This window comes from Pseudomonas sp. RGB (assembly GCF_007713445.1).
Lineage (GTDB): Bacteria > Pseudomonadota > Gammaproteobacteria > Pseudomonadales > Pseudomonadaceae > Aquipseudomonas.
Genome location: NZ_VMSH01000019.1, coordinates 30,519 through 55,036 on the forward strand (window position 1 = coordinate 30,519; position 24,518 = coordinate 55,036).

Annotated in this window: 32 protein-coding genes and 1 pseudogene; 20 read left to right on the plus strand and 13 right to left on the minus strand. The window is 62.0% G+C overall.

What is annotated here, in order from left to right; genetic code table 11:
• Window positions 1-125: 125 nt before the first annotated feature.
• A complete protein-coding gene (locus FPT15_RS26450; protein WP_145165762.1) occupies window positions 126-1,286 on the minus strand; it encodes an alpha-hydroxy acid oxidase in 1,161 nt (386 codons plus the stop codon).
• 121 nt (window positions 1,287-1,407) lie between these two features.
• Here FPT15_RS26450 and FPT15_RS26455 point away from each other — a divergent pair, with 121 nt between their 5' ends.
• Entirely contained in the window at window positions 1,408-2,193 is a 786-nt protein-coding gene (locus tag FPT15_RS26455; RefSeq protein WP_145165763.1) for a DeoR/GlpR family DNA-binding transcription regulator, read from the plus strand.
• On the opposite strand, the gene FPT15_RS26460 is transcribed toward FPT15_RS26455, so the two are convergent.
• The 3 genes from FPT15_RS26460 to FPT15_RS26470 are packed head-to-tail and all read right to left on the minus strand — an operon-like array spanning window position 2,158 to window position 3,529.
• Window positions 2,158-2,886: a DUF72 domain-containing protein gene (locus tag FPT15_RS26460; protein ID WP_256676519.1), complete on the minus strand. Its 729-nt coding sequence runs from the start codon at window positions 2,884-2,886 to the stop codon at window positions 2,158-2,160. The two genes, FPT15_RS26455 and FPT15_RS26460, sit on opposite strands and share 36 nt — an antisense overlap.
• A complete protein-coding gene (locus FPT15_RS26465; protein ID WP_145165764.1) occupies window positions 2,883-3,314 on the minus strand; it encodes a DNA methylase in 432 nt (143 codons plus the stop codon). The genes FPT15_RS26460 and FPT15_RS26465 overlap by 4 nt, the downstream gene beginning before the upstream one ends.
• Window positions 3,315-3,316: 2 nt before the next feature.
• Entirely contained in the window at window positions 3,317-3,529 is a 213-nt protein-coding gene (locus FPT15_RS26470) for a hypothetical protein (RefSeq protein ID WP_145165765.1), read from the minus strand.
• A gap of 202 nt (window positions 3,530-3,731) precedes the next feature.
• On the opposite strand from FPT15_RS26470, the gene FPT15_RS26475 reads away from it, so the two are divergent.
• Together FPT15_RS26475 and FPT15_RS26480 are read left to right on the plus strand one after the other, a co-directional pair.
• Window positions 3,732-4,235: a DUF4142 domain-containing protein gene (locus FPT15_RS26475; RefSeq protein WP_106580144.1), complete on the plus strand. Its 504-nt coding sequence runs from the start codon at window positions 3,732-3,734 to the stop codon at window positions 4,233-4,235.
• A 29-nt stretch (window positions 4,236-4,264) separates the two neighbouring features.
• Window positions 4,265-4,825 (plus strand): type 1 glutamine amidotransferase domain-containing protein, encoded by a 561-nt coding sequence (locus FPT15_RS26480; RefSeq protein WP_145165766.1) that lies wholly within the window; start codon window positions 4,265-4,267, stop codon window positions 4,823-4,825.
• 60 nt (window positions 4,826-4,885) lie between these two features.
• Here the strand turns inward: FPT15_RS26480 and FPT15_RS26485 are convergent, their stop codons facing one another.
• Window positions 4,886-5,092, minus strand: a complete 207-nt coding sequence (locus tag FPT15_RS26485) for a PLD nuclease N-terminal domain-containing protein (RefSeq protein ID WP_106580146.1) — start codon at window positions 5,090-5,092, stop codon at window positions 4,886-4,888.
• A 161-nt stretch (window positions 5,093-5,253) separates the two neighbouring features.
• Here FPT15_RS26485 and FPT15_RS26490 point away from each other — a divergent pair, with 161 nt between their 5' ends.
• From FPT15_RS26490 to FPT15_RS26505, 4 genes and pseudogenes are all read left to right on the plus strand, one after another.
• Complete coding sequence (locus FPT15_RS26490) at window positions 5,254-5,811, plus strand: ATP-dependent Clp protease proteolytic subunit (RefSeq protein ID WP_145165767.1); 558 nt, start codon at window positions 5,254-5,256, stop codon at window positions 5,809-5,811.
• A 189-nt stretch (window positions 5,812-6,000) separates the two neighbouring features.
• Window positions 6,001-6,477, plus strand: a complete 477-nt coding sequence (locus FPT15_RS26495; protein WP_145165768.1) for a hemerythrin domain-containing protein — start codon at window positions 6,001-6,003, stop codon at window positions 6,475-6,477.
• A 170-nt stretch (window positions 6,478-6,647) separates the two neighbouring features.
• Window positions 6,648-6,758: pseudogene (locus FPT15_RS30500) on the plus strand (KGG domain-containing protein); the annotation flags it as partial.
• Between the two features lie 59 nt (window positions 6,759-6,817).
• A complete protein-coding gene (locus FPT15_RS26505) occupies window positions 6,818-7,120 on the plus strand; it encodes a hypothetical protein (protein ID WP_145165769.1) in 303 nt (100 codons plus the stop codon).
• A 92-nt stretch (window positions 7,121-7,212) separates the two neighbouring features.
• Here the strand turns inward: FPT15_RS26505 and FPT15_RS26510 are convergent, their stop codons facing one another.
• Both FPT15_RS26510 and FPT15_RS26515 read right to left on the minus strand, forming a co-directional pair.
• Entirely contained in the window at window positions 7,213-7,758 is a 546-nt protein-coding gene (locus FPT15_RS26510; protein ID WP_145165770.1) for a putative natural product biosynthesis protein, read from the minus strand.
• 62 nt (window positions 7,759-7,820) lie between these two features.
• Complete coding sequence (locus tag FPT15_RS26515) at window positions 7,821-8,204, minus strand: DUF2946 domain-containing protein (RefSeq protein WP_145165771.1); 384 nt, start codon at window positions 8,202-8,204, stop codon at window positions 7,821-7,823.
• Between the two features lie 179 nt (window positions 8,205-8,383).
• Between FPT15_RS26515 and FPT15_RS26520 the strand changes: the two genes are divergently transcribed.
• The 3 genes from FPT15_RS26520 to FPT15_RS26530 all read left to right on the plus strand — a co-directional run bounded on the left by FPT15_RS26520 (window position 8,384) and on the right by FPT15_RS26530 (window position 9,923).
• Complete coding sequence (locus FPT15_RS26520) at window positions 8,384-8,992, plus strand: SCO family protein (protein WP_119735385.1); 609 nt, start codon at window positions 8,384-8,386, stop codon at window positions 8,990-8,992.
• Entirely contained in the window at window positions 8,992-9,459 is a 468-nt protein-coding gene (locus FPT15_RS26525; protein ID WP_145165772.1) for a copper chaperone PCu(A)C, read from the plus strand. The genes FPT15_RS26520 and FPT15_RS26525 overlap by 1 nt, the downstream gene beginning before the upstream one ends.
• A gap of 320 nt (window positions 9,460-9,779) precedes the next feature.
• Window positions 9,780-9,923: a hypothetical protein gene (locus tag FPT15_RS26530; RefSeq protein WP_256676520.1), complete on the plus strand. Its 144-nt coding sequence runs from the start codon at window positions 9,780-9,782 to the stop codon at window positions 9,921-9,923.
• Window positions 9,924-9,926: 3 nt separating this feature from the next.
• Here the strand turns inward: FPT15_RS26530 and FPT15_RS26535 are convergent, their stop codons facing one another.
• Window positions 9,927-10,256, minus strand: coding sequence for a DHCW motif cupin fold protein (locus FPT15_RS26535; protein WP_145165773.1), 330 nt, complete (start codon window positions 10,254-10,256; stop codon window positions 9,927-9,929).
• 140 nt (window positions 10,257-10,396) lie between these two features.
• On the opposite strand from FPT15_RS26535, the gene FPT15_RS26540 reads away from it, so the two are divergent.
• Window positions 10,397-10,915 carry an HIT family protein gene (locus FPT15_RS26540; protein ID WP_145165774.1) on the plus strand — a complete coding sequence of 173 codons (519 nt, stop codon included), beginning with the start codon at window positions 10,397-10,399 and terminating at the stop codon, window positions 10,913-10,915.
• A 293-nt stretch (window positions 10,916-11,208) separates the two neighbouring features.
• On the opposite strand, the gene FPT15_RS26545 is transcribed toward FPT15_RS26540, so the two are convergent.
• Window positions 11,209-11,700, minus strand: coding sequence for a GNAT family N-acetyltransferase (locus tag FPT15_RS26545; protein WP_145165775.1), 492 nt, complete (start codon window positions 11,698-11,700; stop codon window positions 11,209-11,211).
• A 176-nt stretch (window positions 11,701-11,876) separates the two neighbouring features.
• On the opposite strand from FPT15_RS26545, the gene FPT15_RS26550 reads away from it, so the two are divergent.
• Entirely contained in the window at window positions 11,877-12,212 is a 336-nt protein-coding gene (locus FPT15_RS26550; protein WP_145165776.1) for a hypothetical protein, read from the plus strand.
• On the opposite strand, the gene FPT15_RS26555 is transcribed toward FPT15_RS26550, so the two are convergent.
• A complete protein-coding gene (locus FPT15_RS26555) occupies window positions 12,202-13,815 on the minus strand; it encodes a hybrid sensor histidine kinase/response regulator (RefSeq protein ID WP_145165777.1) in 1,614 nt (537 codons plus the stop codon). The genes FPT15_RS26550 and FPT15_RS26555 overlap by 11 nt on opposite strands.
• A 114-nt stretch (window positions 13,816-13,929) precedes the next feature.
• Between FPT15_RS26555 and FPT15_RS26560 the strand changes: the two genes are divergently transcribed.
• Window positions 13,930-14,532 carry a response regulator transcription factor gene (locus FPT15_RS26560; protein WP_145165778.1) on the plus strand — a complete coding sequence of 201 codons (603 nt, stop codon included), beginning with the start codon at window positions 13,930-13,932 and terminating at the stop codon, window positions 14,530-14,532.
• Here the strand turns inward: FPT15_RS26560 and FPT15_RS26565 are convergent.
• Complete coding sequence (locus tag FPT15_RS26565; RefSeq protein ID WP_145165779.1) at window positions 14,529-14,963, minus strand: GNAT family N-acetyltransferase; 435 nt, start codon at window positions 14,961-14,963, stop codon at window positions 14,529-14,531. The two genes, FPT15_RS26560 and FPT15_RS26565, sit on opposite strands and share 4 nt — an antisense overlap.
• Before the next feature lie 205 nt (window positions 14,964-15,168).
• Here FPT15_RS26565 and FPT15_RS26570 point away from each other — a divergent pair, with 205 nt between their 5' ends.
• Genes FPT15_RS26570 through argE form a run of 4 tightly spaced genes read left to right on the plus strand, consistent with a single transcriptional unit; the run spans window position 15,169 to window position 18,764 of the window.
• Entirely contained in the window at window positions 15,169-16,500 is a 1,332-nt protein-coding gene (locus tag FPT15_RS26570) for a flavin-containing monooxygenase (protein ID WP_372241500.1), read from the plus strand.
• 23 nt (window positions 16,501-16,523) lie between these two features.
• Window positions 16,524-16,934 carry a RidA family protein gene (locus FPT15_RS26575; RefSeq protein WP_010171793.1) on the plus strand — a complete coding sequence of 137 codons (411 nt, stop codon included), beginning with the start codon at window positions 16,524-16,526 and terminating at the stop codon, window positions 16,932-16,934.
• A 10-nt stretch (window positions 16,935-16,944) separates the two neighbouring features.
• Entirely contained in the window at window positions 16,945-17,622 is a 678-nt protein-coding gene (locus FPT15_RS26580; protein ID WP_145165781.1) for a DUF1028 domain-containing protein, read from the plus strand.
• On the plus strand, window positions 17,619-18,764 hold the full coding sequence (gene argE / locus FPT15_RS26585) for an acetylornithine deacetylase (protein ID WP_145165782.1): 1,146 nt from the start codon (window positions 17,619-17,621) through the stop codon (window positions 18,762-18,764). The genes FPT15_RS26580 and argE overlap by 4 nt, the downstream gene beginning before the upstream one ends.
• Before the next feature lie 71 nt (window positions 18,765-18,835).
• Here the strand turns inward: argE and FPT15_RS26590 are convergent, their stop codons facing one another.
• Window positions 18,836-19,915, minus strand: coding sequence for a LacI family DNA-binding transcriptional regulator (locus FPT15_RS26590; protein WP_145165783.1), 1,080 nt, complete (start codon window positions 19,913-19,915; stop codon window positions 18,836-18,838).
• Window positions 19,916-20,220: 305 nt separating this feature from the next.
• Between FPT15_RS26590 and FPT15_RS26595 the strand changes: the two genes are divergently transcribed.
• Genes FPT15_RS26595 through FPT15_RS26605 form a run of 3 tightly spaced genes read left to right on the plus strand, consistent with a single transcriptional unit; the run spans window position 20,221 to window position 23,472 of the window.
• Complete coding sequence (locus tag FPT15_RS26595; protein ID WP_145165784.1) at window positions 20,221-21,543, plus strand: MFS transporter; 1,323 nt, start codon at window positions 20,221-20,223, stop codon at window positions 21,541-21,543.
• A gap of 23 nt (window positions 21,544-21,566) precedes the next feature.
• Complete coding sequence (locus FPT15_RS26600) at window positions 21,567-22,553, plus strand: dihydrodipicolinate synthase family protein (RefSeq protein ID WP_145165785.1); 987 nt, start codon at window positions 21,567-21,569, stop codon at window positions 22,551-22,553.
• Window positions 22,543-23,472, plus strand: a complete 930-nt coding sequence (locus FPT15_RS26605) for a PfkB family carbohydrate kinase (RefSeq protein ID WP_145165786.1) — start codon at window positions 22,543-22,545, stop codon at window positions 23,470-23,472. Before FPT15_RS26600 ends, FPT15_RS26605 begins: the two co-directional genes overlap by 11 nt.
• Here FPT15_RS26605 and FPT15_RS26610 read toward each other — a convergent pair.
• Window positions 23,469-24,380 carry a LysR substrate-binding domain-containing protein gene (locus FPT15_RS26610; protein ID WP_145165787.1) on the minus strand — a complete coding sequence of 304 codons (912 nt, stop codon included), beginning with the start codon at window positions 24,378-24,380 and terminating at the stop codon, window positions 23,469-23,471. The genes FPT15_RS26605 and FPT15_RS26610 overlap by 4 nt on opposite strands.
• Window positions 24,381-24,518 lie beyond the last annotated feature (138 nt).

Here is a 24,518-nt window from a genome sequence, read left to right on the forward strand (position 1 = left end):
CGCAAGTTGATCAAATATTAACCGAGGGTTAAATCGCCAACCCTGCCGGGCCTTCGCAAAGTTATCCACAGAGATACCCACGGTTTTCGTGGACAACTCTTTTTACTTTTTTACGATCTTTTTGCTCAGCAAACCCCTTCGGGAAAGGTGCCTGGCAGCAAAATATCGCGATTCACATCGCGTATATCGTTATAGCCGCACAGCGCCATCGACACATCCAACTCACGGGCAATGATGTCAAGGGCCTTGGTCACGCCCGCTTGGCCCATGGCGCCCAAACCATACAAGTGCGGTCGACCGATCATGGTGCCTTTGGCGCCCAGTGCCATCGCCTTGAGCACGTCCTGGCCGGAGCGAATGCCGCCGTCGAGCCACACTTCAATCTGCTTGCCCACCGCCTCGACAATTGCCGGCAGCTGGCTGATGCTCGACGGTGCACCATCCAGCTGGCGGCCACCGTGGTTACTCACCACCAAGGCATCGGCGCCGGAATTAGCCGCCAGCCGCGCATCCTCCACATCGAGAATGCCCTTGATAATCAGCTTGCCGCCCCAGCATTTCTTGATCCATTCCACGTCGTCCCAGCTCAGGCGCGGGTCGAACTGCTGGGCGGTCCACGACGACAGCGAACTCATGTCCGCCACGCCTTTAACGTGGCCGACGATATTGCCGAAGCCACGGCGTTTGGTGCCCAGCATGCCCATCACCCAGCGCGGCTTGGTTGCCATGTTGAGGATATTCGGCAGGGTCAGTTTTGGCGGCGCCGACAAGCCGTTGATCAAGTCCTTGTGGCGTTGCCCGAGGATCTGCAGATCGAGGGTCAGTACCAGCGCATCCACACCCGCCGCTTTGGCGCGCTCGATCAATTGCTCGACAAACCCGCGATCGCGCATCACATACAACTGGAACCAGAATGGCTGGCCGACCTGTTCGGCGATGTCCTCAAGTGAGCAGATGCTCATGGTCGACATCGTGTAGCGCAGGCCAAAAGCCGCGGCGGCGCGGGCGGTCAGGATCTCGCCATCGGCATGCTGCATGCCCGCAAGCCCCGTGGGCGCCAGCGCGACCGGCATGGCCATGTCCTGGCCGATCATGCTGGCGCGGATCGAACGTTCATCGATGTTGCGCGCCACGCGCTGACGAAATTTGATGCGGGCAAAATCGCTTTCATTTGCCCGATAGGTGCTTTCAGTCCAGGAACCGGAATCGGCGTAGTCGTAGAACATTCGTGGGACACGTTTTTGCGCCAGCTTGCGTAAGTCTTCGATGGTTGTGATCAACGACATCTAGGTCACCTCTCCCTGAACTGAGCCCAGAGAGTAACCGCCGATCAGCCGCGCAACCAGTGATTGCGTTTATATCGGCAGAGGCCTAATCTCGCACAAACCCGCAAAAAGATGCACAAACATGCAGAACACTCATCAAGCCATCGACCTGCCTTCGTTGCGCAAACAGAAAATCCTGTTGCTGCTGGAGCGCGACGGCAAAGTCACCGCATCCGAATTGGTGGAGCATTTTGCCGTGTCCCAGGACACCATCCGCCGCGACCTCGGTGAACTGGCCGCCGCCGGCCTGTTGCAACGCGTGCACGGCGGCGCCCTGCCCCGGCCCAAAGACACCGGCAAAGACTTCTTCACCCGTGTGGGCGAGACCAATGAGGTCAAACGCCACCTTGCGCGCCTGGCCGCCGACCGCGTGGAAGACGGCCAGATCGTGTTGTTCGATTCTGGCTCTACCACGCTGCAGATTGCGCAATCCTTGCCACGCGCGATCCGCCTGACGGTGGTCACACCGTCGCCGATGATTGCCATCGCCCTGGCCGACCACCCGGATGTGAAAGTGATTTTGGCGGGTGGCCAACTCAACCCTGCCACCTTGTCCACCAGCGGCCACGAAGCCGTGCGCCTGATCCAGAGCATCAAGGCCGACCTGCTGTTTACCGGCGTGTGCGCGTTGCATCCGCAAGTGGGCATCAGCTCGTTGCATTTCGACGAAGTGGCGGTCAAGCAAGCCTTGCTCGACAGTGCCTCGCACGTGGTGGCGGTGACCATGGCCGACAAGCTCGGCGCGGTGGAGCCCTTTGTGGTGGGCCCGTGCAGCCGCATCCATACGCTGATCACCGAGTGGCACGTACCGAGTGTCGAAGCCTATGAGCAGTTAGGGCTGGAAGTGCTGCGCGTGGAGGTTGAGTAAGTACAACGCATCGGCAGTGGCATGACCGCTGGCGGTGTTGTCGAAGATGCACCAGGTGGGAATGCCTGCGGCAACGGACTGGCTCAGTTGCTGCGAGAATGCCTGCACGCGCTCCGGCCCATACGCGCTGTGATAGATGCGCGGCGAGCCGTGCAGTCGCCAATACTGCACGCCCTGCCAGCCGGTGCCCGCGTCGATGACCGGAGGGTCGGCGACCACACGGCCTATGTGTAAATCCTGCAATAACGCCTCGGCCTCAAGCCAACTGGCGTGGCGCGGTTCCAAAACCACGGCACCCGCAAATCGTTGGCGTAACGCCGTGAAAAACGGTGCAGCAATCGCCGCGTCATAGCCAAAAGACGGTGGCAATTGAATCAGCAGGCAGCCCAGTTTTTCACCCAATCTGAGGCACTGCTCGAGGAATTCATCCAGCGCGGTTTCGCAGCGCTGCAAGCGCAATTCATGGGTGATGCGCTTGGGCACCTTGACCGAAAAACGAAACGCCAGCGGCACCGATTGCGCCCAGCGCTCATAGGTCTTGGGCAAGTGCGGGCGGTAAAACGAACTGTTGATTTCTACCGCGTTGAGACGCGACGCGTAACGTTGCAGGTGTGTGCCCTCGCCGGCAAAAGCCGGCCACTGTTCACGCGGCAAACTCCACCCCGCGCAGCCCACATACAGCGCTGCCTTCAAAACAGCACCTTGGCGGCGTCGCGCATGAAAATCTCGATGGTCTTGGGCCCGACGCCTGCAAATTCACCCAAGCGTTTTTCAAAGGCCTGACGGTCTTCGCTGGCGCTGCGAATATGGCTGATCTTGCCGCCATACTCGGCATTCAATTTGGCACTCAGGTCGAGCAAACGCTGCGCCGTGGTTTCGTCATAGCGCACGTAATGCGCGCGCCCAAGCATCGACACCAACTCCCTGGAGGTGCAGTGCTGCAACTTGCGCGCGGTATCGCGGCCTTGCTCTTCGACAATCACCTTGTACGCCTGCGCAGCAATCGGCGCCTGAATGCGCTTGCCCATCAGGAAGCTGGCGATAAACCACTTGAACAGGCTGGCGTCGTCTTCAGGCCTTAACTCAATGCCCAACTGCGCGGCGGTAATCGACCTGGCCATGCTCAGTGGCCCAACTTGCGCTCAGCCTTGGCGGCTTGCTCGTTGATGGCGTCGGTCTGGTGTTCGATGTCCTTGATCGACGTGGGCGTGAGCACCTTGTCGACGCTTTCGGTTTTTGGGTTCGGGCGTTCCAGCGTGTAGCCCTTGTCGGCTTTGTCGGTGCCTTTCTGGGCGTCTTCGGAACTGATCGGGGTTGGGGTTTTATCGGCAGTCACAGTTTGTCTCCAAGCAGTAAAAGGCCCACAAAAAATAGCGGGCGCTTATGCAGCAGAGCCTGTCGAATTTCGATAGTTCAAGGAAATTGGCATGCATGACCACCGGAGAAAAAACCGCGAATTAATTTAAACCTTTTGCCGAGGCTCCCCCTCAACAGTCAGGTACGGCATCACGCCACTGTTGATTTCAAGGAGATCCACAATGACTACTCTGCTGATGAAACAAATGGGCCTGACCTTTGTGCTGGTTGCGGGCTCGATTTCCACGGCCATGGCCGCAACGTCCAACAGCTTTGTCGACGACGCCGCCCAAGGCGGTATCACCGAGGTGGAAGCCGGCAAGCTGGCCCTGGAAAAAAGCAGCTCCGCCGACGTAAAGACTTTTGCTCAGCACATGGTCACCGACCACACCAAAGCCAATCAGGAACTGACGGCATTGGCGAAAAAGCTGGATATCGAAGTACCCGATGACGCCGCCCTGACCGACAAGGCCAAAAAAGCCATCCTCGAAATGCGCGACGAGTCGTTCGACAAGGCCTACGCCAACAACCAGGTCGCCGCTCATGAAAAAACCGTCGAATTGTTCCAGAAAGAAGCCGCTTCCTCGGACAACGCCGAGCTGAAAGCCTTCGCCGCCAAGACCCTGCCGACCCTTGAAGCCCACCTGAAAATGGCCAAGGAGCTGCAAGCCAAACACGACCACTAAACCATCCCTGACCCAGGAGACACTCGACCATGAGTTCGCAACTCAACGGCAAGAAAATCCTCATCATCACCTCCAATACCGGTATCGAACGCGATGAGCTGGTCAAGCCACTGGAAGCGCTGCGCGGTTATGGCGCCACGGTGACTCACGCGTCCAGCAAAGGCGGTACCACCCAGACCTTCGTCGGTGACACCGAGAAGGACAAAACCGTGGAATCCGACGTGCAATTGTCGGACGTGGCAAGCAGCGACTTTGACGCATTGGTTATCCCTGGCGGCACCGTCAACGCTGACACCTTGCGCCAGGATTCCAACGCGCTGCGCCTGATCAACGACTTCGTCAAGGCCGGCAAAACCATCGCGGCGATCTGCCACGGGCCATGGACGCTGATCGATGCAGGCGTGATCAAGGGCAAAACCCTGACCTCGTACAAAAGCGTGCGGATCGACCTTGAAAACGCCGGCGCCGCCGGTTGGGTGGATGCCCAGGTCAAGGAATGCAAGGCCAATGGCTGGACCTTGATCACCTCGCGTACCCCGGACGACTTGCCGGCGTTCAACGAAGCGATTGCCCAAGCTGTTGCGGGCTAAACCACCCGCTTGAACGTAAACAGGCGCCCAATGGGCGCCTGTTTGCGGTCTTCAATGGGCTCAGCTTTTGCGCTGTTCGGCCATTTCACGTTTTGGCCCGAACAAGGCCCAGACAATCAGCCCGAACAGCGGCACAAAAATCAGAATGATCAACCACAGCCCTTTGGTCTCCCAGCCACCGGTGCTGCGTAATACGACGTTGATCGCCCATAGTTCCAAGATCAGCAGAATCACGGCCAGAATGATCCAGATAGTTTCCAATTGCATAGCTCACCTCCTGAGGTCTATGCATTAGGTCAAGCAGATGGCCTGAGGGTTCCATTCGATTTTCAGCAAAGGCTCACGCCCAACGGTTGCAGCTAATCCTGCGCGACCTTCTAGACTCAACACTGAATCACCTCGCCTGTACTGAATTAAGGAGGTTCAGGATGACCGAGCACGTTATCCACTTTCACTGCCAGATCGACCAGAGCACCACCGAGCGCTTTCGCGACTGTTGCCTGGACGCTATCGGCGAAGGCGCCAGTTCCCTGCTGCTGAACCTGTCGACCACCGGTGGCAGCACCAATTTCGGCTTTACCCTCTACACCTTTCTCAAGGCGTTGCCGGTGCCCTTGTGCGCGATCAACGCGGGCAACATCGAATCCATGGGCATCATCATGTTCCTGGCGGCGAACCGACGCATCACCACGCCGCACTCACGGTTTTTGATTCACCCGATGAACTGGTATTTCAGCCAGAGTTCAGTGGACCACCAGCGTCTGCGTGAATACCTGTCGAGCCTGGATAACGACCTGGCGCGCTACGTGAAAATCTATGAATTGGAGACCACTCAAGCCGAGACCCAGCTGGATATTTTCAAGTGCCTGTCGGCTGAGGAAAAAGTCATCGCCGCGCATGAATCGCTGGCCTATGGCATTGCCCACGAGGTGCAGCAGGTGGTGTTTGCCGAAGACATCAAGCATTGGAAAGTCAGCGGCGCCTAGAAGCGGTGTATTGCAATCTGCTGGCTGCCCAACCATGCAAGCTGCACGAATGCGCTGACTTGCAGGTTTTCCTATCTCATTGATTAATAGGGTTTTATTCAAGTTATCCAAGTTGGTACACCTGATGCAACCTCCAAGGAACGAGGCGTGCACTTCGACGCGCCCGAATGCTATCCGTGAGGTTCCACCATGAATGCAATCGACCTTCTCAAGGCTGACCACGAACGCGTCAAAGCGCTGCTGACCCAATTGAGCGAGTCCACCGAGCGTGGCGTCAAGAAACGCACAGAATTGCTGGCCAAACTCGAGATGGAAATCAGCCTGCATACCCGCCTCGAGGAAGAGATCCTTTATCCCGCCTTCCGCAAGGCCGGCGGTAAAGAGCAGGACATCATGTACCACGAGGCCAAGGAAGAGCACCGCACCGTCGACTCTCTGGTGCTGCCCGACCTGAAACAGACCGAGCCTTCGACCACTGAATTTTCCGGGCGCGTCAAAGTGGTCAAGGAACTGTTGGAGCACCACATCGAAGAAGAGGAATCCGAGATGTTCCCGCAGGCCAAGAAGCTGTTGGGCAAGACCGTGCTCGAAGCCCTTGGTGCAGAAATGGAAGCGATGAAAGCCGCGCACAAGAAAGCCCCGGGCGCCAAGCCGATCGCGGCCTGATACCCGTTCGTCGCATGCCCGCGAACTATTTCAAACTTTGATTTCGATTGAGCATTCCCAATTAAGCGACACCGTTGATTCATTCATCGAAGAGGGATTTTGAAATGGCTACCAGCGGAAAAACCACGACAGGTGCAGGCGGTAAAGCCAAGCCAGATACTGCCAAGAAAAGTGGCGGTCAAGGCTCCGGCGGCAATTTTGCCAACGACCGTGAGAAAGCTTCTGAAGCCGGCAAAAAAGGCGGAGCCCACAGCTCCGGCGGCGGCGCCAAGAAGTCTTGATTGAAGCACCACCGGGGCCCGGGTTTCCCGGGCTTCGGCCCAAGCAAGGGGATTGAGTCATGAAGACCAGTATTTCCCACAGGATGTTGCTCATCGTCGGCTTTTCAGCGCTGCTGGCAAGCCCTGCTTTCGCCGCCTTTGGCGATGCCATCGCCCCCGCCGCCAATTCGCTGAGCGGCAGCAGCGCAGCAGGTTCCGCGCTGCCACCAGGCACCTATCCGAGCAGCCCCTCCGACAGTGACAAAAAGGCTGAAACGCCGCCCAAAGAGAAGGCCTCGACGAGCGGAACTTCACACAAGCAACCCGCGAAAAAGACTCAGAAAAAGACTCCGCGCAGCAGCAGCAGCAGCAGCAGCAACTAGCCGCTTAACAAGGGCCAGGCGAAACGCCTCGCCGCTTGCCTTTCGCCCATGGCCACGGCGTGGCCTGGGACCCGCCGTGGCCTCTCAAGGACTCAGGGCACTGGCAACCAACCGCTGAAATCACCCTGACGGTTCAACGGGCACCAGCCGAAGTCGTCCAACGGGGCTGGCAATGGCTGATGTTCGACGCTTGCCAACGCACTGCCCTTCCAATCGAAAATCCTCGCCCCTCGCCATCCCACGACCACGCCCTGCGCCTGGCTTTGATCGGTAGTGATCCAGCGCGCCGCCGCGGCCGCCATGAAAGCCTCGATGGGCTCCTCATCAATCTGTGATCGATACCCCGAGGCGAGCAGCCAGCGGCAAACGTTGAGGTGATACGTCCAGTCCAGCGGCGGCTGGTTGTGATAGGCCCAGGTCATGAAGCTGCGAAACAGGTTCAACCCTTCCGGTGGATCCAGTTTGAGCAAGGCCGGGCAGATGTCGAACAAGGTGTGCCAATACGGCAATAACCGTGCATCCAGGTGCACGAAGCAGCGCGAATTGCTCGGGTAATCAGCCAGTGTCGGTTCGGCGCGCATACGCCGAGATGCCTTGCTGACCAGGCGGCTGGCGCCTGCAGGCAATACAGAGATCATGAAATACACTCACAGTCGTGACGATAGAACGCCTCCTGAACACAGGAAGCCCAAGGCACACGTCAGAATGCGGGGGAAGCGCGGGGGTTGGCCGAGGGCCAGGAATAACGCGGCGGCGCCTTGTTGCGCCGCTCATGGGCAGGACGCGGGGTTTGTCCGAGGCCCAACAGCCAGGCCAGCCCGATGAGGAACACGATGGCCACGGTCACGGCAGCGCATACCGGGCATGCAAAGTAGTTCGAGATGTTGCCAGACGCCGGGTTACCCAACCCTTTGTCGGAAAGTGGCGCCTGGCTACCGTCCACCGAGCAGAACGCACCACCGATGCCGTTGAGTTGCTCGCCAAGCATCTGCCCATGGCCCAAACCGCAGACGAACAGGTTCATCAGCACGCAGAAGTACAGGGCCCAGGCGATCAGCGAACGGTCGGGGTGGCTCAATTTCATGGCGGCGACTCTACCACTGAAGCCCCAAAGGGATGAAGCACGGCGCGCCCTGTGGCAGAACGTCGCAGATTACGTGGGCTGGCCTGGGTTGGTAGACTGTGCACCCGCATCATTACTCCTTTTCAAAGCCTGCTATGCCGTTACAGAGTCATCCAGGCGTTTCACAGGATGCACAGTTGATGAGTACGTTATTCACCCGCCGCAAAGTGCTGACCGGTATGGGCCTGTTGGGCCTGGGCAGCCTGCTGGGCGGCTGTGATTACAGCCCCAAGCTGAACTTCAAGTACGGCAAGGACCTCAGTGACAAGATCATGGGCCGCACCTTCAAGCTCAAGAACACCGACGGCGAAACCGTCACCCTGAGCTCGTTCCGTGGCCTGATGCCGGTGGTGTTCTTCGGCTTTACGCAGTGCCCGGCCGTGTGCCCGACCACCCTGGCCCGCGCCGCCCAGGCCAAGAAGCTGATGGGCCGCGACGGCGAGATCATGCAAGTGGTGTTCATCACCCTCGACCCCGAGCGCGACACCCCGGCGATTCTCGACAAGTACGTCAAGGCCTTCGACCCAAGCTTCGAAGCGCTCTACGGCACCCCGGAAGAAATCGCCGTGGCCGCCAAGGAGTTCGGGATCTTTTATGAAAAGATCCCCGCCGGCGACACCTACACCCTGTCGCACACGGCCACCAGTTTCGTCTTCGACACCCGCGGCAACCTGCGCCTGGGCCTGTCGGCATCCCTTACCGCTAAAGAGTGCGCAGAAGACCTGCTCACCGTCATGGAGGTCTGCTAATGACTGCTGTTCAACACCTCAAGCGCACCCTGATCGGCCTGTCCCTGCTGGGCCTTGCGGCGCACGCCAGTGCCCAGGTGCTGGTGACCGACGCGTGGGTTCGCGCCTCGGTGCCGGGCCAGCCGTCCAGCGGCGCGTTCATGACCGTCACCGCCGACACCGACAGCAAACTGCTCAGCGTGGCAACGCCGGTGGCCAAGGACGTGCAGATCCATGAGATGAGCATGAAGGACGACGTAATGCGCATGGGCCCGGTGGACTCGGTCGCGCTGCCTGCAGGCAAAGCGGTCAAGCTCGACCCCAACGGTTACCACGTGATGCTGATGGGTCTGACCGGGCAGATCAAGGAAGGCGACCAGGTGCCGCTGACCCTGACGGTGGAGAACGCCAAGGGCGAGAAACAGTCGATTGAAGTCAAAGCGCCGGCCCGTGGGCTGGACGGTATGGACCACAGCACGATGCACTAAGCCACCGTGTGGCGAGCCGGGATTTTTGTAGCGAGTGAGCTTGTTGTGGCGAGCGGGCTTGCCCCGCGTTGGGCTGCGCAGCGGCCCCAGTCAATCCACCACAGTACATCAGTGAAAGCGCGGCGCCTGGTTTCAGGGCCGCTTCGCGCCCCAACGCGGGGCAAGCCCGCTCGCCACAACAAGCCGGCTTGCCACACAAGCCCGCTCGCCACAACCGGCCCCTGCCAGCCCCCGCCAATGCCATATCCAAAAGCTCTGCCCTCAACACTTTCTCTATATCTGCAAACAGACCCGATAGCCTGATTCTGCGCCGCGAAAGCGTGGCGTACTGCCGGATCAACAACGCCAGGCCCAAGCTGCTGGCGCCGATCACCCTGGTGCGGCGCGCGTTCAACCCTTCGGCGCCGCTGCAGAACTTTATTGACCTGGCGCGGGCGTCTGCTCGGGTGTATCGCAAAGGGTGAGGCTCAATCCACGATAAACAGCTTCGCGCCGGTGAGGGTGGATGAGCGATGCCCTTCCATGTCATTGCCCACCTGGTAACTCATCCCGGCCGTCAGGGTGAACTCGCGGCCGTCTTCCAATTGCGTGTGCAACTCCCCTTCCAGACACAGCAACACATGCCCGCGCCAGCACCAGTGATCGGCCAGGTAACCGGGCGTGTATTCGACCATGCGCACGCGGGTGGTGCCGAAGTGGCACGTGCGCCACAGGGCAGTGCCGGTGACGCCTGGGTGCAGTTCGGGTTCGAGGGTGGACCAGTCGGTGGTGGCAAACGGGACAGCGGTCAGTTGCATGATGGGCTCGGTCGTCAGTTAACGTCGCTCGACCCTATCCGCCCACCACGCGCAGCGATAGACACAGATCGCCGGCTTTTGTGGGATACAGGGGCTCGCGCTTGTTATCCTGCCCGCCCGGCTCTCATGGACGCGTGCTTATGCCGATCGACCCCGCTTTCATCCTTCACGACACCGAGCACTGGCGGCTCAACCATCACCTGGCGTCAACGCTGCCGGGCTACCTGATGCTGGGTGCCAAAGCGCCAATCGACTCGCTCGCCGACATGCCGGAAGCCGCGCTGACTGAGCTGGGCGGCTTGCTGGCTAAAACCCAACGGGTGATCGAGGCGCAGCTGCAGCCGAAATGGCTGTACATCAGCCGCTATGGGCACATGCCCGGCTTCCCGCTGCACTTTCACTTCATCCCGGTGTACGACTGGGTCGAGCAGGCGTTTTGGCAGGACCCGCGCTACCGCGTGCTGAAAGGTTTTGGCGCGCAGGCGCCAGCACAGACGCTGACCGACGGCGCCGAGTTGACGCTGTTTGTGTGGCGCGAGTTTGGCGAAAGCCCAACGCCGCCGGCGGTTCAGGGGGACTCGGTTAAGCAGGTTATCGAGCGACTGCGCACGGCCTTCCAAGCCCGCCCCCAATCCCCTGTGGGAGCTGTCGAGCTTTAGCGAGGCTGCGAAGGTGGCGGCACTGCCGAAACAGCTGTCGCCTGCCCCGCCGCTTTCGCAGCCTCGCCGGGGCTCGACAGCTCCCACAGGGATCGCGTCTATGCCCGGACGCCGCCGAGGCTTCGGTTGATCGGCCGCGCACGCCCTCTCCAACCCCGCCCGCGATCCCCTGTGGGAGCTGTCGAGCTTTAGCGAGGCTGCGATGGCGGCGGCACTGCCGAAACACCGGTCGCCTGCCCCACCGCTTTCGCAGCCTCGCCGGAGCTCGACAGCTCCCACAGGAATTGCCTGTGTTAGCCGGAGCTAGTCGCGTGTTCAGCAATCAGTCGCTTGGTCATCGGTATACACGCCAGGGTCAGCCCCGACGGCGAGTGATACACCGCTTGTTTGTCGCCCACATAACCGCACGCTCTGTAGAAGCTCGCCGCGTTGAGCGTCGAATCCAGCACCACGTGCTCAATGGCCAATTCCCGCGCAACGTTTTCCAAGTGATCAAGCATCGCCTTGCCATACCCGCGTCCGGCGAATTCAGGGAGCACAAACAGCGCGCCCACTTCGTGGTTATCCGGGTCGAGCATCCCGGTGACCACGGGCTCGCCATTCACCCAGCCCAGGTAAAACGGTTTGTCCATCAGCGCGCTGTAGCCGTCTTCGGCACGGCCGCGGGTCCACAGCAGCATCTGTTCGCGGCTGTAAGCGCCGATGCATTGGCTGCGGATGGCCAACAGGCGAATGTCGAACGCCGCCTGGGCGTCCGCTTGGGTGGCGCGTTTAATCTGCAGCATGCTTCTCTCCGTCCATGACCTCATCGTGCCATTAGCACACTTGTGCTAATCGACCCCTTTGCCCGTCGGCGCTATATTCCACGGCACTTCCACCGCTCCCCCCGGCACCGCACGCCTGTTGCGCGAGGGTGCCTTGCGCGCTGGAAAAACCCTGACAATCCCAAGGAAGAAGCCTCATGAACTTGCACGCCCCCGTTATCCGTCTCGCCCTGCTTGGCGCCCTGATCATCGGCATAGCCGGTTGCAGCAACGTCAAGCCCAATGAAGACCATCTCAAGACGCTGTCGGAAACCAACCTCGGTGAGCCGGTCAAGCGTATCTCCAACGTGCGCAATGACTCCATGACCACCTACTACATCGCCAGTACCGCGTCCGGTGATTACAACTGCACCGTGCCCAGTGGTGCCAGCGGCGGCTTGTTCACCGTGGCCAGCTTTGGCCTGATGAAACCCAGCGCCTGGTGCATGCCCAAAGGCGCCAAAGGCGGTCAGGCCGCACCGTTCATGCAGTGACGCTTGGCTGGCTGAGGTCACGCAGCGTGCCGCGTAGCTCTGCAGGCCGCACCGGTTTGGACAGAGTCGCGATCTTGCGGTCATGCAGGGCAGCGTGGATTTTTTCCACGTCGTGCCCGGTCAGAATCAGCGCCGGCACCGCCCAGCCGCGTTGCTGGCGCAGGGCATCGATGCACTCGATGCCGGTGGCGTGGTTGCCCAGGTCATAGTCGGCGACGATGATGTCGCAGTCGCTGACCAGGCCCTGCCCGCTGGATTCGGCCTGCACCTCGCAGCCCCAGCGCTCCAGCAAGGCCTGGGTGGCCAACAGCACGTTGTGGTCATCTTCCACCAGGCAGACTTTCAGACCCGTCAGCAAGCCGGCCTGGCGCGGGTCGTCTCGCGCAGCCGGTTGGCGCGGCGCCGTCGCCAGTGCCAGGCCGTACAGGCTCACGGAGGTGCCATGGCCCAGCCGCGAACGCAGGCTCACATGCACGCCCATCAACTGCCCCAGCCGCTTGACGATGGACAGCCCCAGGCCCACGCCTTCGACGTCCTTGTCACGCAGTTGGCGCACCCGATAAAACTCTTCGAAGACCTTCGCCTGATGTTCCTCGGCAATGCCCCGCCCCTGGTCATGCACCTGTACCGACACGCCGCCGTCGCGAACGCGCGCGCCAATCAGCACCGGGCGCTGCGCGCCATATTTGAAGCAATTGGAGAGCAGGTTTTGCACCATCGTCGCCAACATCGCGGGGTCGACCTGCACCCAATACGCACACGGCCGCAGGCGCAGTTCCACGCCGGCCCAGTGCGCCGCCTCGGCGTGCTGGTGCACCAGGTCGGCGAGGAATTCGCCCAGGTGAATCACTTGGTATTTGGGCAACAGCCTGCCGTTGTCGAGGGTGTAGAGGTCGAGAATCGAACGGAACAGCTGCGACACGTTGAGCAGCGAGCGGTCGATATTGTCCACCAACCGCTGTTCGTCATGCCCAAGCTTTGCTTCACGCAAACACGCCGTGAACAAACCGATGGAGTGGATCGGCTGGCGCAGATCGTGACTGGCCTGGGCCAGGAACCGCGATTTTTCCAGGTTGGCCGCGATGGCTTCTTCAGAAGCCTTGCGCGTGCGTTCGAGCAAAATATGCGCGTACACCGGGATCACCGTGCTGGTGATCATCAGCATCAGCACCATGAACGGTTGCGCCTGCCACAGGGGCGTCAGCCGGTACACGATCAGCAGCGCGAGCAACGCCAGCCCCGTGGCAATCGCCAGGTAGCGCGAGCCGTAGCGCATGCCGTTGCCCAGGTTGACCCACACCATCACGGCATACAGCGGCAATGCTGCTTCACCGCCCACCACCAGCCCGAACGAGGTGCCGGTGTAGTCGTGGATCATGCCCAGCACCCGCCGCGCCGGGTAGTGCCCGGGCCAGCGCGCGATGACCTGGCGCAGCGCGATGGAGGCCAGCAGGAACGCGACGATGTACAGGATCACCGGCACGTAGGTGTCCACCGACTGACCGGGAAAGAACCCCAGCGCGCCGATGTAGACAATCGCGATGGCGGCCACCACGATGCGCAGGTTGGCCTGATCGAGTTCGGAGTTGGTCTCATGACTCATGGATGACGTCCTTGTGCGGCAATCGATCTGTCCGGTACGCGCCAGCAGCGTCCCTGTGGCGCGGTGCTAAAGTAGCATGTCACAGCACTCTCTTGCCCAAGGAAGGCGCACACCATGACTGGCCGAATCATCATAGCCGACGACCACCCGATGTTTCGCGAAGGCATGCTGCGCACCGTGCAGCGCCTGCTGCCCGAGGCCGTGGTGCAAGAGGCCGGCGACCTGAACGCGGTGCACGCCTTGACCCGCGACAGCAGCGATGTCGACACACTGATCCTCGACCTGCGCTTTCCCGGCCTGACCTGCATGAGCCAGCTGGCCGAGCTGCGCCAGCACTTGCGGCGCACCACCTTGATCGTGGTGTCGATGGTGGATGACCCGGCGCTGATCGAGCAGGTCATGGCGCTGGGTGCCGACGGGTTTATCGGCAAGAACATCACCCCGGACGAAATCGGCCAGGCCCTCCTGGCAATTCGCGACGGCGAAGTGCTGGTCAAGTTCGCGCCCTCCGGCCTGCTGCCCTTGGGCACCCCCACCCTCACCGCGCGCCAGCAAGAAGTGCTGCGCCTGATCGCCCAGGGCAAGACCAACAAGGAAATCGCCAAAGCCCTGGCGATCTCGCCGTTCACAGTGCGCATTCACGTGTCGTCGCTGCTGCGCAGCTTGAAGGTGCCCTCGCGCGCGGCGGCGGCCGTTAAGTACTCAGCAGAACTCTAGGCGTTTTCGTTGCCGGGGCGCGTGAAGGAGTAACGGTCGATGTCCGTTCGCAGCGTCCAGCCCTGCCCTTGCCAATACGCGGCGGCATGGGTGTTGGTCTTGAACACGTCGAGATGGCATTTGCCGATGCCCAGTTGCTCCAGCGCACCGAGGCAACGCTCAACCAGCGCCTGGGCGATGCCTTGGCGGCGATAGTCCGGCAGCACCAGCAGGTGTTGCAGATACCCACGGCGACCGTCATGGCCGCACATCACGCAGGCGATCACCCGGCCGTCAGCTTCAGCGACAAAACTCATCTCAGGGTTGCGCGCCAGGTAGCGTTCGGTGGCCTCGCGGGAGTCGGCATCGCGCAGGGAAATGCCAGGGGTGTTTTGCATGAGGGCGAGGACGGCGTCGTAGTCGGCAGGGGTCATTGCGCGAAGCGCGGGCATGGCATAAACCTTGTGGGAGCGGGCTTGCCCGCGATGGCGTTGGGTCAGATATGACGCTATCACCCGGCAGATTGCAATCGCGGGCAAGCCCGCTCCCACATTTGATCTGTGGCGTTACGCACACCGCTCTGCATCCGATATTTATGCTCTGTTCCCAGCTTAATAATATTTTATTAAAAATCGCCCTCCCCCTAGCCTTGACGCCATGCCCAAGCTGAATCCAACTGCATTACGCAAGGACAGACACATGACGCAAGCAATAACAAAAACAGACACCCTGGTCGTGGGAGCCGGTCAAGCTGGCGTGGCCATGAGCGAGCACCTGAGCAAGCACGGTGTGCCGCACCTGGTGCTGGAGCGCAGCCGCATCGCCGAGCGCTGGCGCACCGGGCGGTGGGATTCGCTGGTGGCCAATGGGCCGGCCTGGCATGACCGTTTTCCAGGCCTTGAATTTGATGACGTCGCCGCCGATGGCTTCGCGCCTAAAGAGCGCGTGGCCGATTACTTTGAAGCTTATGCGCGCAAATTCAACGCGCCGATCCGCACCGGCGTGGAGGTGAGCGCTGTGGTGCGCAATGTCGGCCGCCCGGGCTTTACCGTGCACACCAGCGAAGGCGTGATCGAAGCCAACCGCGTCGTCGCCGCCACCGGACCGTTCCAGAAACCGGTGATTCCAGCGATTGCGCCCAAAGACACCGCGCTGCACCAGATTCATTCCGCCGACTATCGCAACCCTGCGCAACTGCCCGTCGGTGCCGTGCTGGTCGTGGGTGCCGGCTCGTCCGGCGTGCAGATCGCCGATGAATTGCAACGCTCTGGCCGCCAGGTGTACCTGTCGGTCGGCGCTCACGACCGCCCGCCGCGTGCCTACCGCAACCGCGATTTCTGCTGGTGGCTGGGCGTGTTGGGCGAATGGGATCAAGCCGCGATGAAGCCTGGCCGCGAGCACGTGACCATTGCAGTGAGCGGCGCCCACGGCGGCAAGACCATCGATTTTCGCGAGCTGGCCCAGCAAGGCATGACCCTCGTCGGCCTGACCCAATCCTTCAACGGCAGCACCGCCACCTTCCAGGCGAACCTGGTGGAAAACCTGGCACGCGGCGATGAGAACTACCTGGCCCTGCTGGATGCGGCGGATGCCTACATCGAGCGCAATGGCCTCGACCTGCCGGTGGAACCCGAAGCACGCCGCGTGTTCCCCGACGCCGAATGCATCAAACAGCCGATCCTGGAACTGGACCTGGCAGAGGCCGGTATCACCTCGATCATCTGGGCCACCGGCTTTGCCGTGGATTACAGCTGGCTGAAGGTCGATGCCTTTGACGCCGCCGGCAAGCCGCAGCACCAGCGCGGCGTGGCCCCCGAGTCGGGGATCTACTTCCTCGGTTTGCCTTGGCAATCGCGCCGTGGCTCGTCGTTTATCTGGGGCGTTTGGCATGACGCCAAGTACGTGGCCGACCACATTGCCATCCAGCGCCAATACCTTGAGTACCGTGAACCCGCACCGGTTGTTCAACCGTCATTTGTCAGCGCCTGATCACTTTTTTCTGGAGTTTTTTGATGCCTACTCACACGCGTATCCGCATGTTCAACACCAAGGAAACCTACCCCAACCAGAGTCTGGACAACGACCTGTGCCAGGCCGTGCGCGCCGGCAATACCGTGTACGTGCGCGGCCAGGTGGGCACTGATTTTGACGGCAACCTGGTTGGCCTCGGCGACCCGCGCGCGCAAGCCGAGCAAGCCATGCGCAACGTCAAGCAACTGCTTGAAGAAGCCGGTTCCGACCTGAGCCACATCGTCAAGACCACCACCTACCTGATCGACCCGCGCTACCGCGAGCCGGTGTACCAGGAAGTCGGCAAGTGGCTCAAAGGCGTGTTCCCGATTTCCACCGGGTTGGTGGTGTCGGCCCTCGGCCAGCCGCAGTGGCTGATGGAAATTGACGTGATCGCCGTCATCCCCGAATAAGGAGCCGCACATGACCTTTTCAATCGTCGCGCGCTGCGCGGACACCGGCCAGCTGGGCATCGCCATCAGCTCATCGAGTATCGCCGTGGGTGCGCGCTGCCCGTGGCTGCGGCCCGGTGTGGGCGCGGTCTCGACCCAGAACATCACGCTGCCGGCCCTGGGCCCGGACGTGCTCGACCTGCTCGAACAAGGCCTCGCGCCGGCCGAGGCCGTCGACAAGGCCCTGACCCGCAACGGCTACAGCCAGTACCGGCAATTGACGGCGATTGATCACCTGGGCCGCAGCGTGCATTTCAGCGGCAGCGAAACCCTCGGCACGCACCACGCGGTGGCGGGCGAACAATGCGTGGCAGCGGGCAATATGCTCGCTGACCGCGCGGTGATCGAGGCGATGGTCACGGCCTTCGAGCAAGGCGAAGGCCAACTCGCCGACCGCCTGCTGGCCGCCATGCACGCGGCCATCGCCGCCGGTGGCGAAGCCGGCCCGGTGCACTCTGCCGCGCTGGTGGTGGTGGGCGAACTGACGTGGCCGATCATCAACTTGCGGGTGGACTGGGCCGATGAACAGCCGATCGGCGAACTGCAGAAACTGTGGGACGCCTACCGCCCGCAAGTGCAGGACTACATCGACCGCGCGCTCGCCCCCGACCGCTCGCCCGGCTACGGCGTGGCCGGGGACGAGCGATGAGCACCAGCCGCCAATTGCTGCAGACGCTGGTGGGCTTTGACACCACCAGCCGCGAATCGAACTTGCAGTTGATCGCGTTTGTGCGCGATTACCTGGCCGAATTCGGGGTGACCAGCGAACTGGTCTACAACGCGCAGCGCAGCAAGGCCAACCTGTTTGCCAGTGTCGGCCCCACGCAACTGCCGGGCATTGTGCTGTCGGGGCACACCGATGTAGTGCCGGTGGATGGCCAGCCGTGGACCGTGCCGGCGTTTGAGTTGACCGAGCGCGACGGCAAGCTGTTTGGTCGCGGCACGGCGGACATGAAGGGGTACATCGCCTGTGTGCTGGCGCTGGTGCCGGCGTTGGTGGAAGCCGACTTGCGCCTGCCGGTGCATATCGCCCTGTCTTATGACGAGGAAGTCGGCTGCCTGGGCGTGCGCTCCTTGCTGGCGGTGCTGGAGCAGCGGCCGGTGAAGCCGATGCTGTGCATCATCGGCGAGCCGACCGAACTCAAACCGGTGCTTGGCCACAAGGGCAAATTGGCGATGCGCTGTGATGTGCATGGCGAGGCCTGCCATTCGGCGTATGCGCCGTCTGGCGTGAATGCGATTGAGCATGCCGCCGAGTTGATCGGTGAGCTGGGGCGAATAGGCCAGCGACTGCGCGAGCAGCAGGACCCGCGGTTTGATCCGCCGTTCAGCACGGTGCAGACCGGGGTGATTTCGGGTGGCAAGGCGCTGAATATCGTGCCGGCAGACTGTCGGTTTGATTTTGAAATTCGCGCCTTGCCGTCGCAGGACCCAGGCGACGTGGCGTCAGCGCTGCAGGCCTACGCCGAACAGCAGGTGCTGCCGCGTATGCAGGCGGTGAGTGCGCAGAGTGCGATTCGGTTTACCGAGTTGTCGGCGTATCCGGGGCTGGTGACCGATGAGCGCAGCCAGGCAGCAGAGCTGATCGCCGCGTTCAGCGGTTCGCGGGATTTCGGCACCGTGGCGTTCGGCACCGAGGGCGGGTTGTTTGATGCGGTGGGTATTCCCACGGTGGTGTGTGGGCCCGGGAGCATGGACCAGGGGCACAAGCCGGATGAGTTTGTCAGTGTGGCGCAGTTGCAAGGCTGCGACGCCATGCTGCAACGGATGCTGGACTCGATTCGCGCCTGAGCCGCCAGGCTGTCAAACCCGCACATCAACGGTGAGGGGGAGCAAATCCCCTCTCACCCTCAAGGGTGTGTTCAATCCTGGCGTGGCGCCGCGCCCGTCGACTCGCGCTCAATGAGTTGCACCTCCAGCATCGGCGGCGCCTCACAGGCAAGCCCGGCAAGACGATCAATCAGGTACTGCGCGGCCATTTCGCCGATCTGCCGGTCGGGCACCTGAACGGTGGTCAAGGCAGGCCGACTGTGGGCCGCGATCTCGATGTCGTCGAACCCGCAAATGGACAATTGACCGGGCACCGCAATGCCCAGCGCCTGGGCTTCCAGCAATGCGCCGATGGCAAGCATGTCGTTACCGCAAATGATCGCGGTGGGCGCCGGTTGTTGGCTCATGATGTGTTGGAGGCTGGCCCGGGCAAACGCGACGCGCCCCTCGTTCAGGCTCTGGGCGCGAATGGCCTGATGCTGAGGCCGCAGGGCCAGCCCTTGCTCGGCCAGGGTGGCGTGCACGGCCTGCAGCCGGGCCTGGATGCGGCCGTTGTCGGTGACCGACTGGAAAATGATGCCAAACCGCTGATGCCCCAGCGCCAGCAGGCGCCGGGTAATCATTGCGTAGGCCTGCCCATGGTCAAACCCGGCGCAGGGATGCCGCGCACCGGCGCGCTTGCCAAAGGTGACCACATACGGCGTGCCTTTGGCATCCAGCTGATCAAATAACGCATCGGGGTAATCATCCCCAAGCAGTGCCAGCGCATCGACGCCGCGCGCCAGCATGCCTCTGGCCTGACGATAACCTTCGCCCGGGTCATACGCCGAGCAGGCGACAAACACCGCCAGCCCCTGAGCGCCCAAACGGTTCTGGAACGCCTGCAACTGCTGGTGAAACTTCTCGTGCTCCAGGGTCGGCACGATCACGCCGATGGTGTACGAGCGCCTGGAAACCAACGAACGCGCCGCCGCGTTGGGCACCCAGTCCAGTTGGTCGATGGCCGCGCGTACCTTGGCGCGGGTTTTCTCACTGACGCGTTGCGGCTCATTCAAATAGCGCGAAACGGTTGCGGTGGACACATTGGCGATCCGGGCGACATCGGCGAGCACCGGTTCCTGGGTAATGTGCGCATGAGGCGTGTCGCGGGGCGTGGTGGTTGCAGCGGGCATAGGTGGCTTCATGTCAAAAAGTAAGCGTTACGCACAACCTAAGCGGGCACCTCGGCACAGTCAATGAATCGTTGACAGCCAGCAAACTGAAAATCTAGGATGTAAGCGCTAGACAAAAAATAAACATTTTAAACATCAGTGTTTATATTGGGCACTCTGCGTTAACGATTCGAGGGCCCAGGGACGATTTTTGTCAGGATGACAAACGATTACATAATGCCATGTGCTGCCACGTCAGCCGGGAAGCCGGGCCAACGTGCCGGGTCAGCGCACGCTGTCAAAAACAATAAAAAGAGACATCCATCATGAGTCATACACCTGCACACCCGGTTGCGCCACCGCGCATTCGGCGCCAGCAAACCCTCGCCCTCAGCCTGCTGGTGCTCAGCGGCATCATCAACTACCTGGACCGCGGCACGCTGGCCGTTGCCAATGAGTTCGTGCGCGCCGACCTTGATCTGTCGCTGGGTGAAATGGGCATACTGCTCTCGGCTTTTTCCTGGAGCTATGCGCTTTGCCAACTGCCCGTCGGCGCCCTGGTTGACCGCGTCGGGCCACGCTGGTTGCTGGGCGGCGGCCTGGTGCTGTGGTCCCTGGCCCAGGCGGCTGGCGGCCTGATGTCGAGCTTCGGCTGGTTCTTGCTCGCCCGGGTGCTGCTGGGGATCGGCGAGTCGCCGCAATTCCCGTCTGCCGCACGGGTGGTGAGCAACTGGTTTCCACTGCGCTCACGCGGCACGCCCACCGGCATCTTCAACTCAGCCTCGCCGCTGGGTATCGCACTGGCCCCGCTGTGCCTTTCGGCGCTGATCGCGGCACTCGACTGGCGCTGGGCGTTCTACCTCACCGGCGCCGCCGGGCTGTTGGTCGCAGTGGTGTGGCTGGTGGTCTATCGCGACCCGGTCAAGGACACGCTCACCGAAGAGGAGCGTCGCTACCTGTACAGCGATGAACCCCACGTCACCACCCCCAAAGTCACGTTTGCTGACTGGCGCGCACTGTTCTGCCACGCGACAACCTGGGGCATGATGCTCGGCTTCATGGGCTCGGTGTACTTGAACTGGGTCTACCTGACCTGGCTGCCCGGCTACCTGCGCAGCGCCCGGCACATGAGCCTGGAGATGAGCGGCGTGGCCGCTGCCATTCCGTTCCTCTGCGGGTTTATCGGCGCGCTGGTCGCCGGCTGGGTGTCCGACCGCATCACCCGACGCAGCGAGACGGCGGTGCTGGGACGCCGCAACGCGATGGTCGTCGCGATGGTGGGCATGGTGATCTTCACCATCCCGGCGGCGCTGGTGGAAAGTAATGTCATCGCCGTGGCCTGCATTTGCGTGGTGATCTTTTTGGCCAACGCGTCCTCGGCGTGCGCCTGGTCTTTGGCCACCGCCGTCGCGCCGGCCAATCGCGTGGCTTCACTGGGGGCGATCCAGAACTTCGGTGGCTTCCTGGGCGGCGCACTCGCGCCGATCATGACCGGCTATATCGCCCAGACCTGGTCGTTCGTGCCCGCACTGCTGACCGGCGCCGCCATCGCCATGATCGGCGCCCTGTCGTACCTGTTCCTGGTACGCCACCCCATCCCCGATACCCCGCCAGCCTGCGCGGTCACCGCCGTGGCGGCTCACCCATGAACATTCATCCAGAGGACGCCTCTATGCCCCGCCCTGCCCAACCTGTCATCGAAGGCATCGTGCCGGTGATGCTCACGCCCTTTGACGAGACTGGCCACATCGACTTCCCCGGCGTCGACCGCTTGATCGAGTGGTACCTGGGCCTTGGTTGCGACGCGTTGTTCGCCGTGGCGCAGTCCAGTGAGATGCAATGGCTCAGCCTCGACGAGCGCACCCAACTTGCCCGGCATGTGGTTGAGCGAGTGGCCGGGCGAGTGCCGGTGGCGGTGTCCGGCCATATCAGCGACTGCCTCGACACCCAGGTGCACGAGCTTAATGCGATGGCCGCCAGTGGCGCCGACGCAGTGGTGCTGGTGACCAACCACCTTGACCCGCAACGCCAGGGCAGCAAGGTGTTTCTCGATAACCTGCACACCCTGCTCGAACGCCTGCCCGCTGACGTGCCCCTGGGCCTCTACGAGTGCCCGGCACCCTACCGGCGCTTGCTCAGTGACGAGGAACTGCAGGCCTGCATCGACAGCCAGCGCTTCATCATGCTCAAGGACGTGAGCTGCGACCTGCAAGTGGTCAAGCAGCGCGTTGCCTTGGCGCAGGGCTCGTCGCTGCGCATTCTCAACGCCAATGCGGCGATCGCCTGGGACGCCATGCAAGCCGGGGCCGCGGGCTTCAATGGTGTGTTTACCAACTTCCACCCCGACCTGTATCGGTGGCTGCGCCTGCATGGCGCACAACACCCGTCACTGGCTGACGAGCTCGCGACCTTTCTGGTGCTGGCGGCCACCACAGAAGGCATGGGCTACCCGGCCCTGGCGAAAATCTACCACCAGCGGATCGGCACCTTTGCCTCCATACGTTGCCGGGTGATCGACTACGACGTGCGCGAACGCCATTGGGCCCTGGACGCCGTGCTCGATAAAATCGTCGCGGGCACCGAACACTTTCGCGCCCGAATTCGCGCGCTTGATACCCCGCAGGTGGCACTGCCGGGAGAACCGCGCCATGGCGGATAACCGTGTCATCTGCGTGGGTTGCGCGCTGTGGGACACCATTTTCAGCGTCGATCACATCCCGTCGCGCGGCACCAAGATCCTCCCCCGCCAGGCGGTCCAGGCCGCGTCAGGCATGGCCACCGCCGCCGCAGTCAGCATCGCGCGCCTGGGTGGCCCGGTTGCCCTGTGGGCGCGTATCGGCGACGACGCCACCGGCACAATGCTCATCGAGGACCTCAGCCAGTCCGGCGTCTGCACCGCATGGGTTCGCCAAGTGCCTGGAGGGCGCACGCCGTTCTCGACCATCCTGGTGGACCGTGATGGCGAGCGGCTCGTCGTGCCGTTCATCGACCCCACACTGGAAGCCGACGCCGCCTGGCTGCCACTTGAGGACATCGCGGGCGCGGCGGCGGTAATGGCCGACATGCGCTGGCTGCAAGGGGCTCACGCAGCGTTCAGCGCCGCCCGGCGGCTGGGCGTGCCGACCCTGCTGGATGCCGATGTCGCCGCCGTGCAAGACCTCAACGCGCTGATCCCCCTGGCAGATCATGTGCTGTTTTCCGAACCGGCCTTGCAGTTGCTGGCTGGCAACGTCCCGCCCGAAGAGGCGTTATTGGCCCTGGCGTCGCGCTGCGAGGCCAAGGTGATCGGCGTCACCCTGGGCGAACGCGGCTCGCTGATCTGGCAGCGCGAAAGATCGAGCACTGCGGTGCAACACTTCACGACACCCCACATTCGCGCAATCGACACACTCAACGCCGGGGATGTCTGGCATGGCACCTATGCGTACGGCCTGGCGCACGGCTGGACGCTGGCCGAGCGCGTGCGCGCCGCGAGCGTTGCCGCGGCGATCAAGTGCGAAGTGTTTGGCGGGCACCGGGGCGCGCCGACCCTGGGGCAATTGGTGGCGCGCCTGGGCGCAGAAACGTCGCCGTGCTAAGCCAGCAACCGCGCGAGCTCTTCGCGGCAATAGTCGACGAACAATTGCACCGGCTTGGTCAGCGGTGCGCGACGCAGCCAGACTGCCGATAACCCTGAGCCGGTCACCGTCTCCGCCAACGGCACACACACCACCTTCTGGCCATCGTAGGTGTATTCGGTAAAGGGTTTGGTCACCAGAATCGAAAACCCGAACCCCCTGCCCACCATGCCCCGCACCATCTCGATCGACGGCGAGCTGAACACGATATTGGGCGTCAGCCCGCGCTCTTCAAAGATGCTCACGAAGTAGGTACGGCTGGGCAGCACATCCAGCAAGATCATGGGCTCCAGCACCAGGTCCGCCAGCGATACCCTGGCCTGCTGCGCAAAACGGTGATCCGCCGGCAGCAAGGCATACGGCTGCTGCGGCGGCATCAGCGGCGTGGTTTCAATCGTGCCGCCCAGGTCATGCTCGAACAGCATCGCCACATCGATACTGCCCGCCGTCAGCGCCTGCACCAGCTCTTGCTGCTCGCCATCACGAATACGGATTTCCACCCCGGGCCAGCGCGCCTTGAAGCCCGCGATCAAACGCGGCAAATACAACGGCGCCACCGTCTCAAAGCAGCCGATATCGATCTGCCCCGCCACCACATCATTATCGGCCAAGGCGTTCTGCTCAAACTCATGGGCCACCCGCAACAGCTCCAGCGCCTTGCGATAAAACCGCGCGCCGCTGGGCGTGAGTGAAACACCCTGGGCGTGATGGCGGATAAACAACTGCACACCAAAGCTGTCTTCCAGCTGCTTGATCGCGGTGGAGACCGACGGCTGCGCGATATACAGCTTGCGCGAGGCCTCGGCGACGCTGCCGCACTCGGCCGTGGTCACAAAATATCTGAGCTGGCGCAGGTTATAGGCAGCCATCGGGACCTCCAGAAACGTGGGACTTCGCCCCAAACAAGTGCGCAAAAATCGGCTTTTTCGCACGGCTTCAAGCCCCTGCAACATACCCGAGCAAAAAATCCGGCGAGATACTTTTTTTAAGGTCTATAGCAACAAACT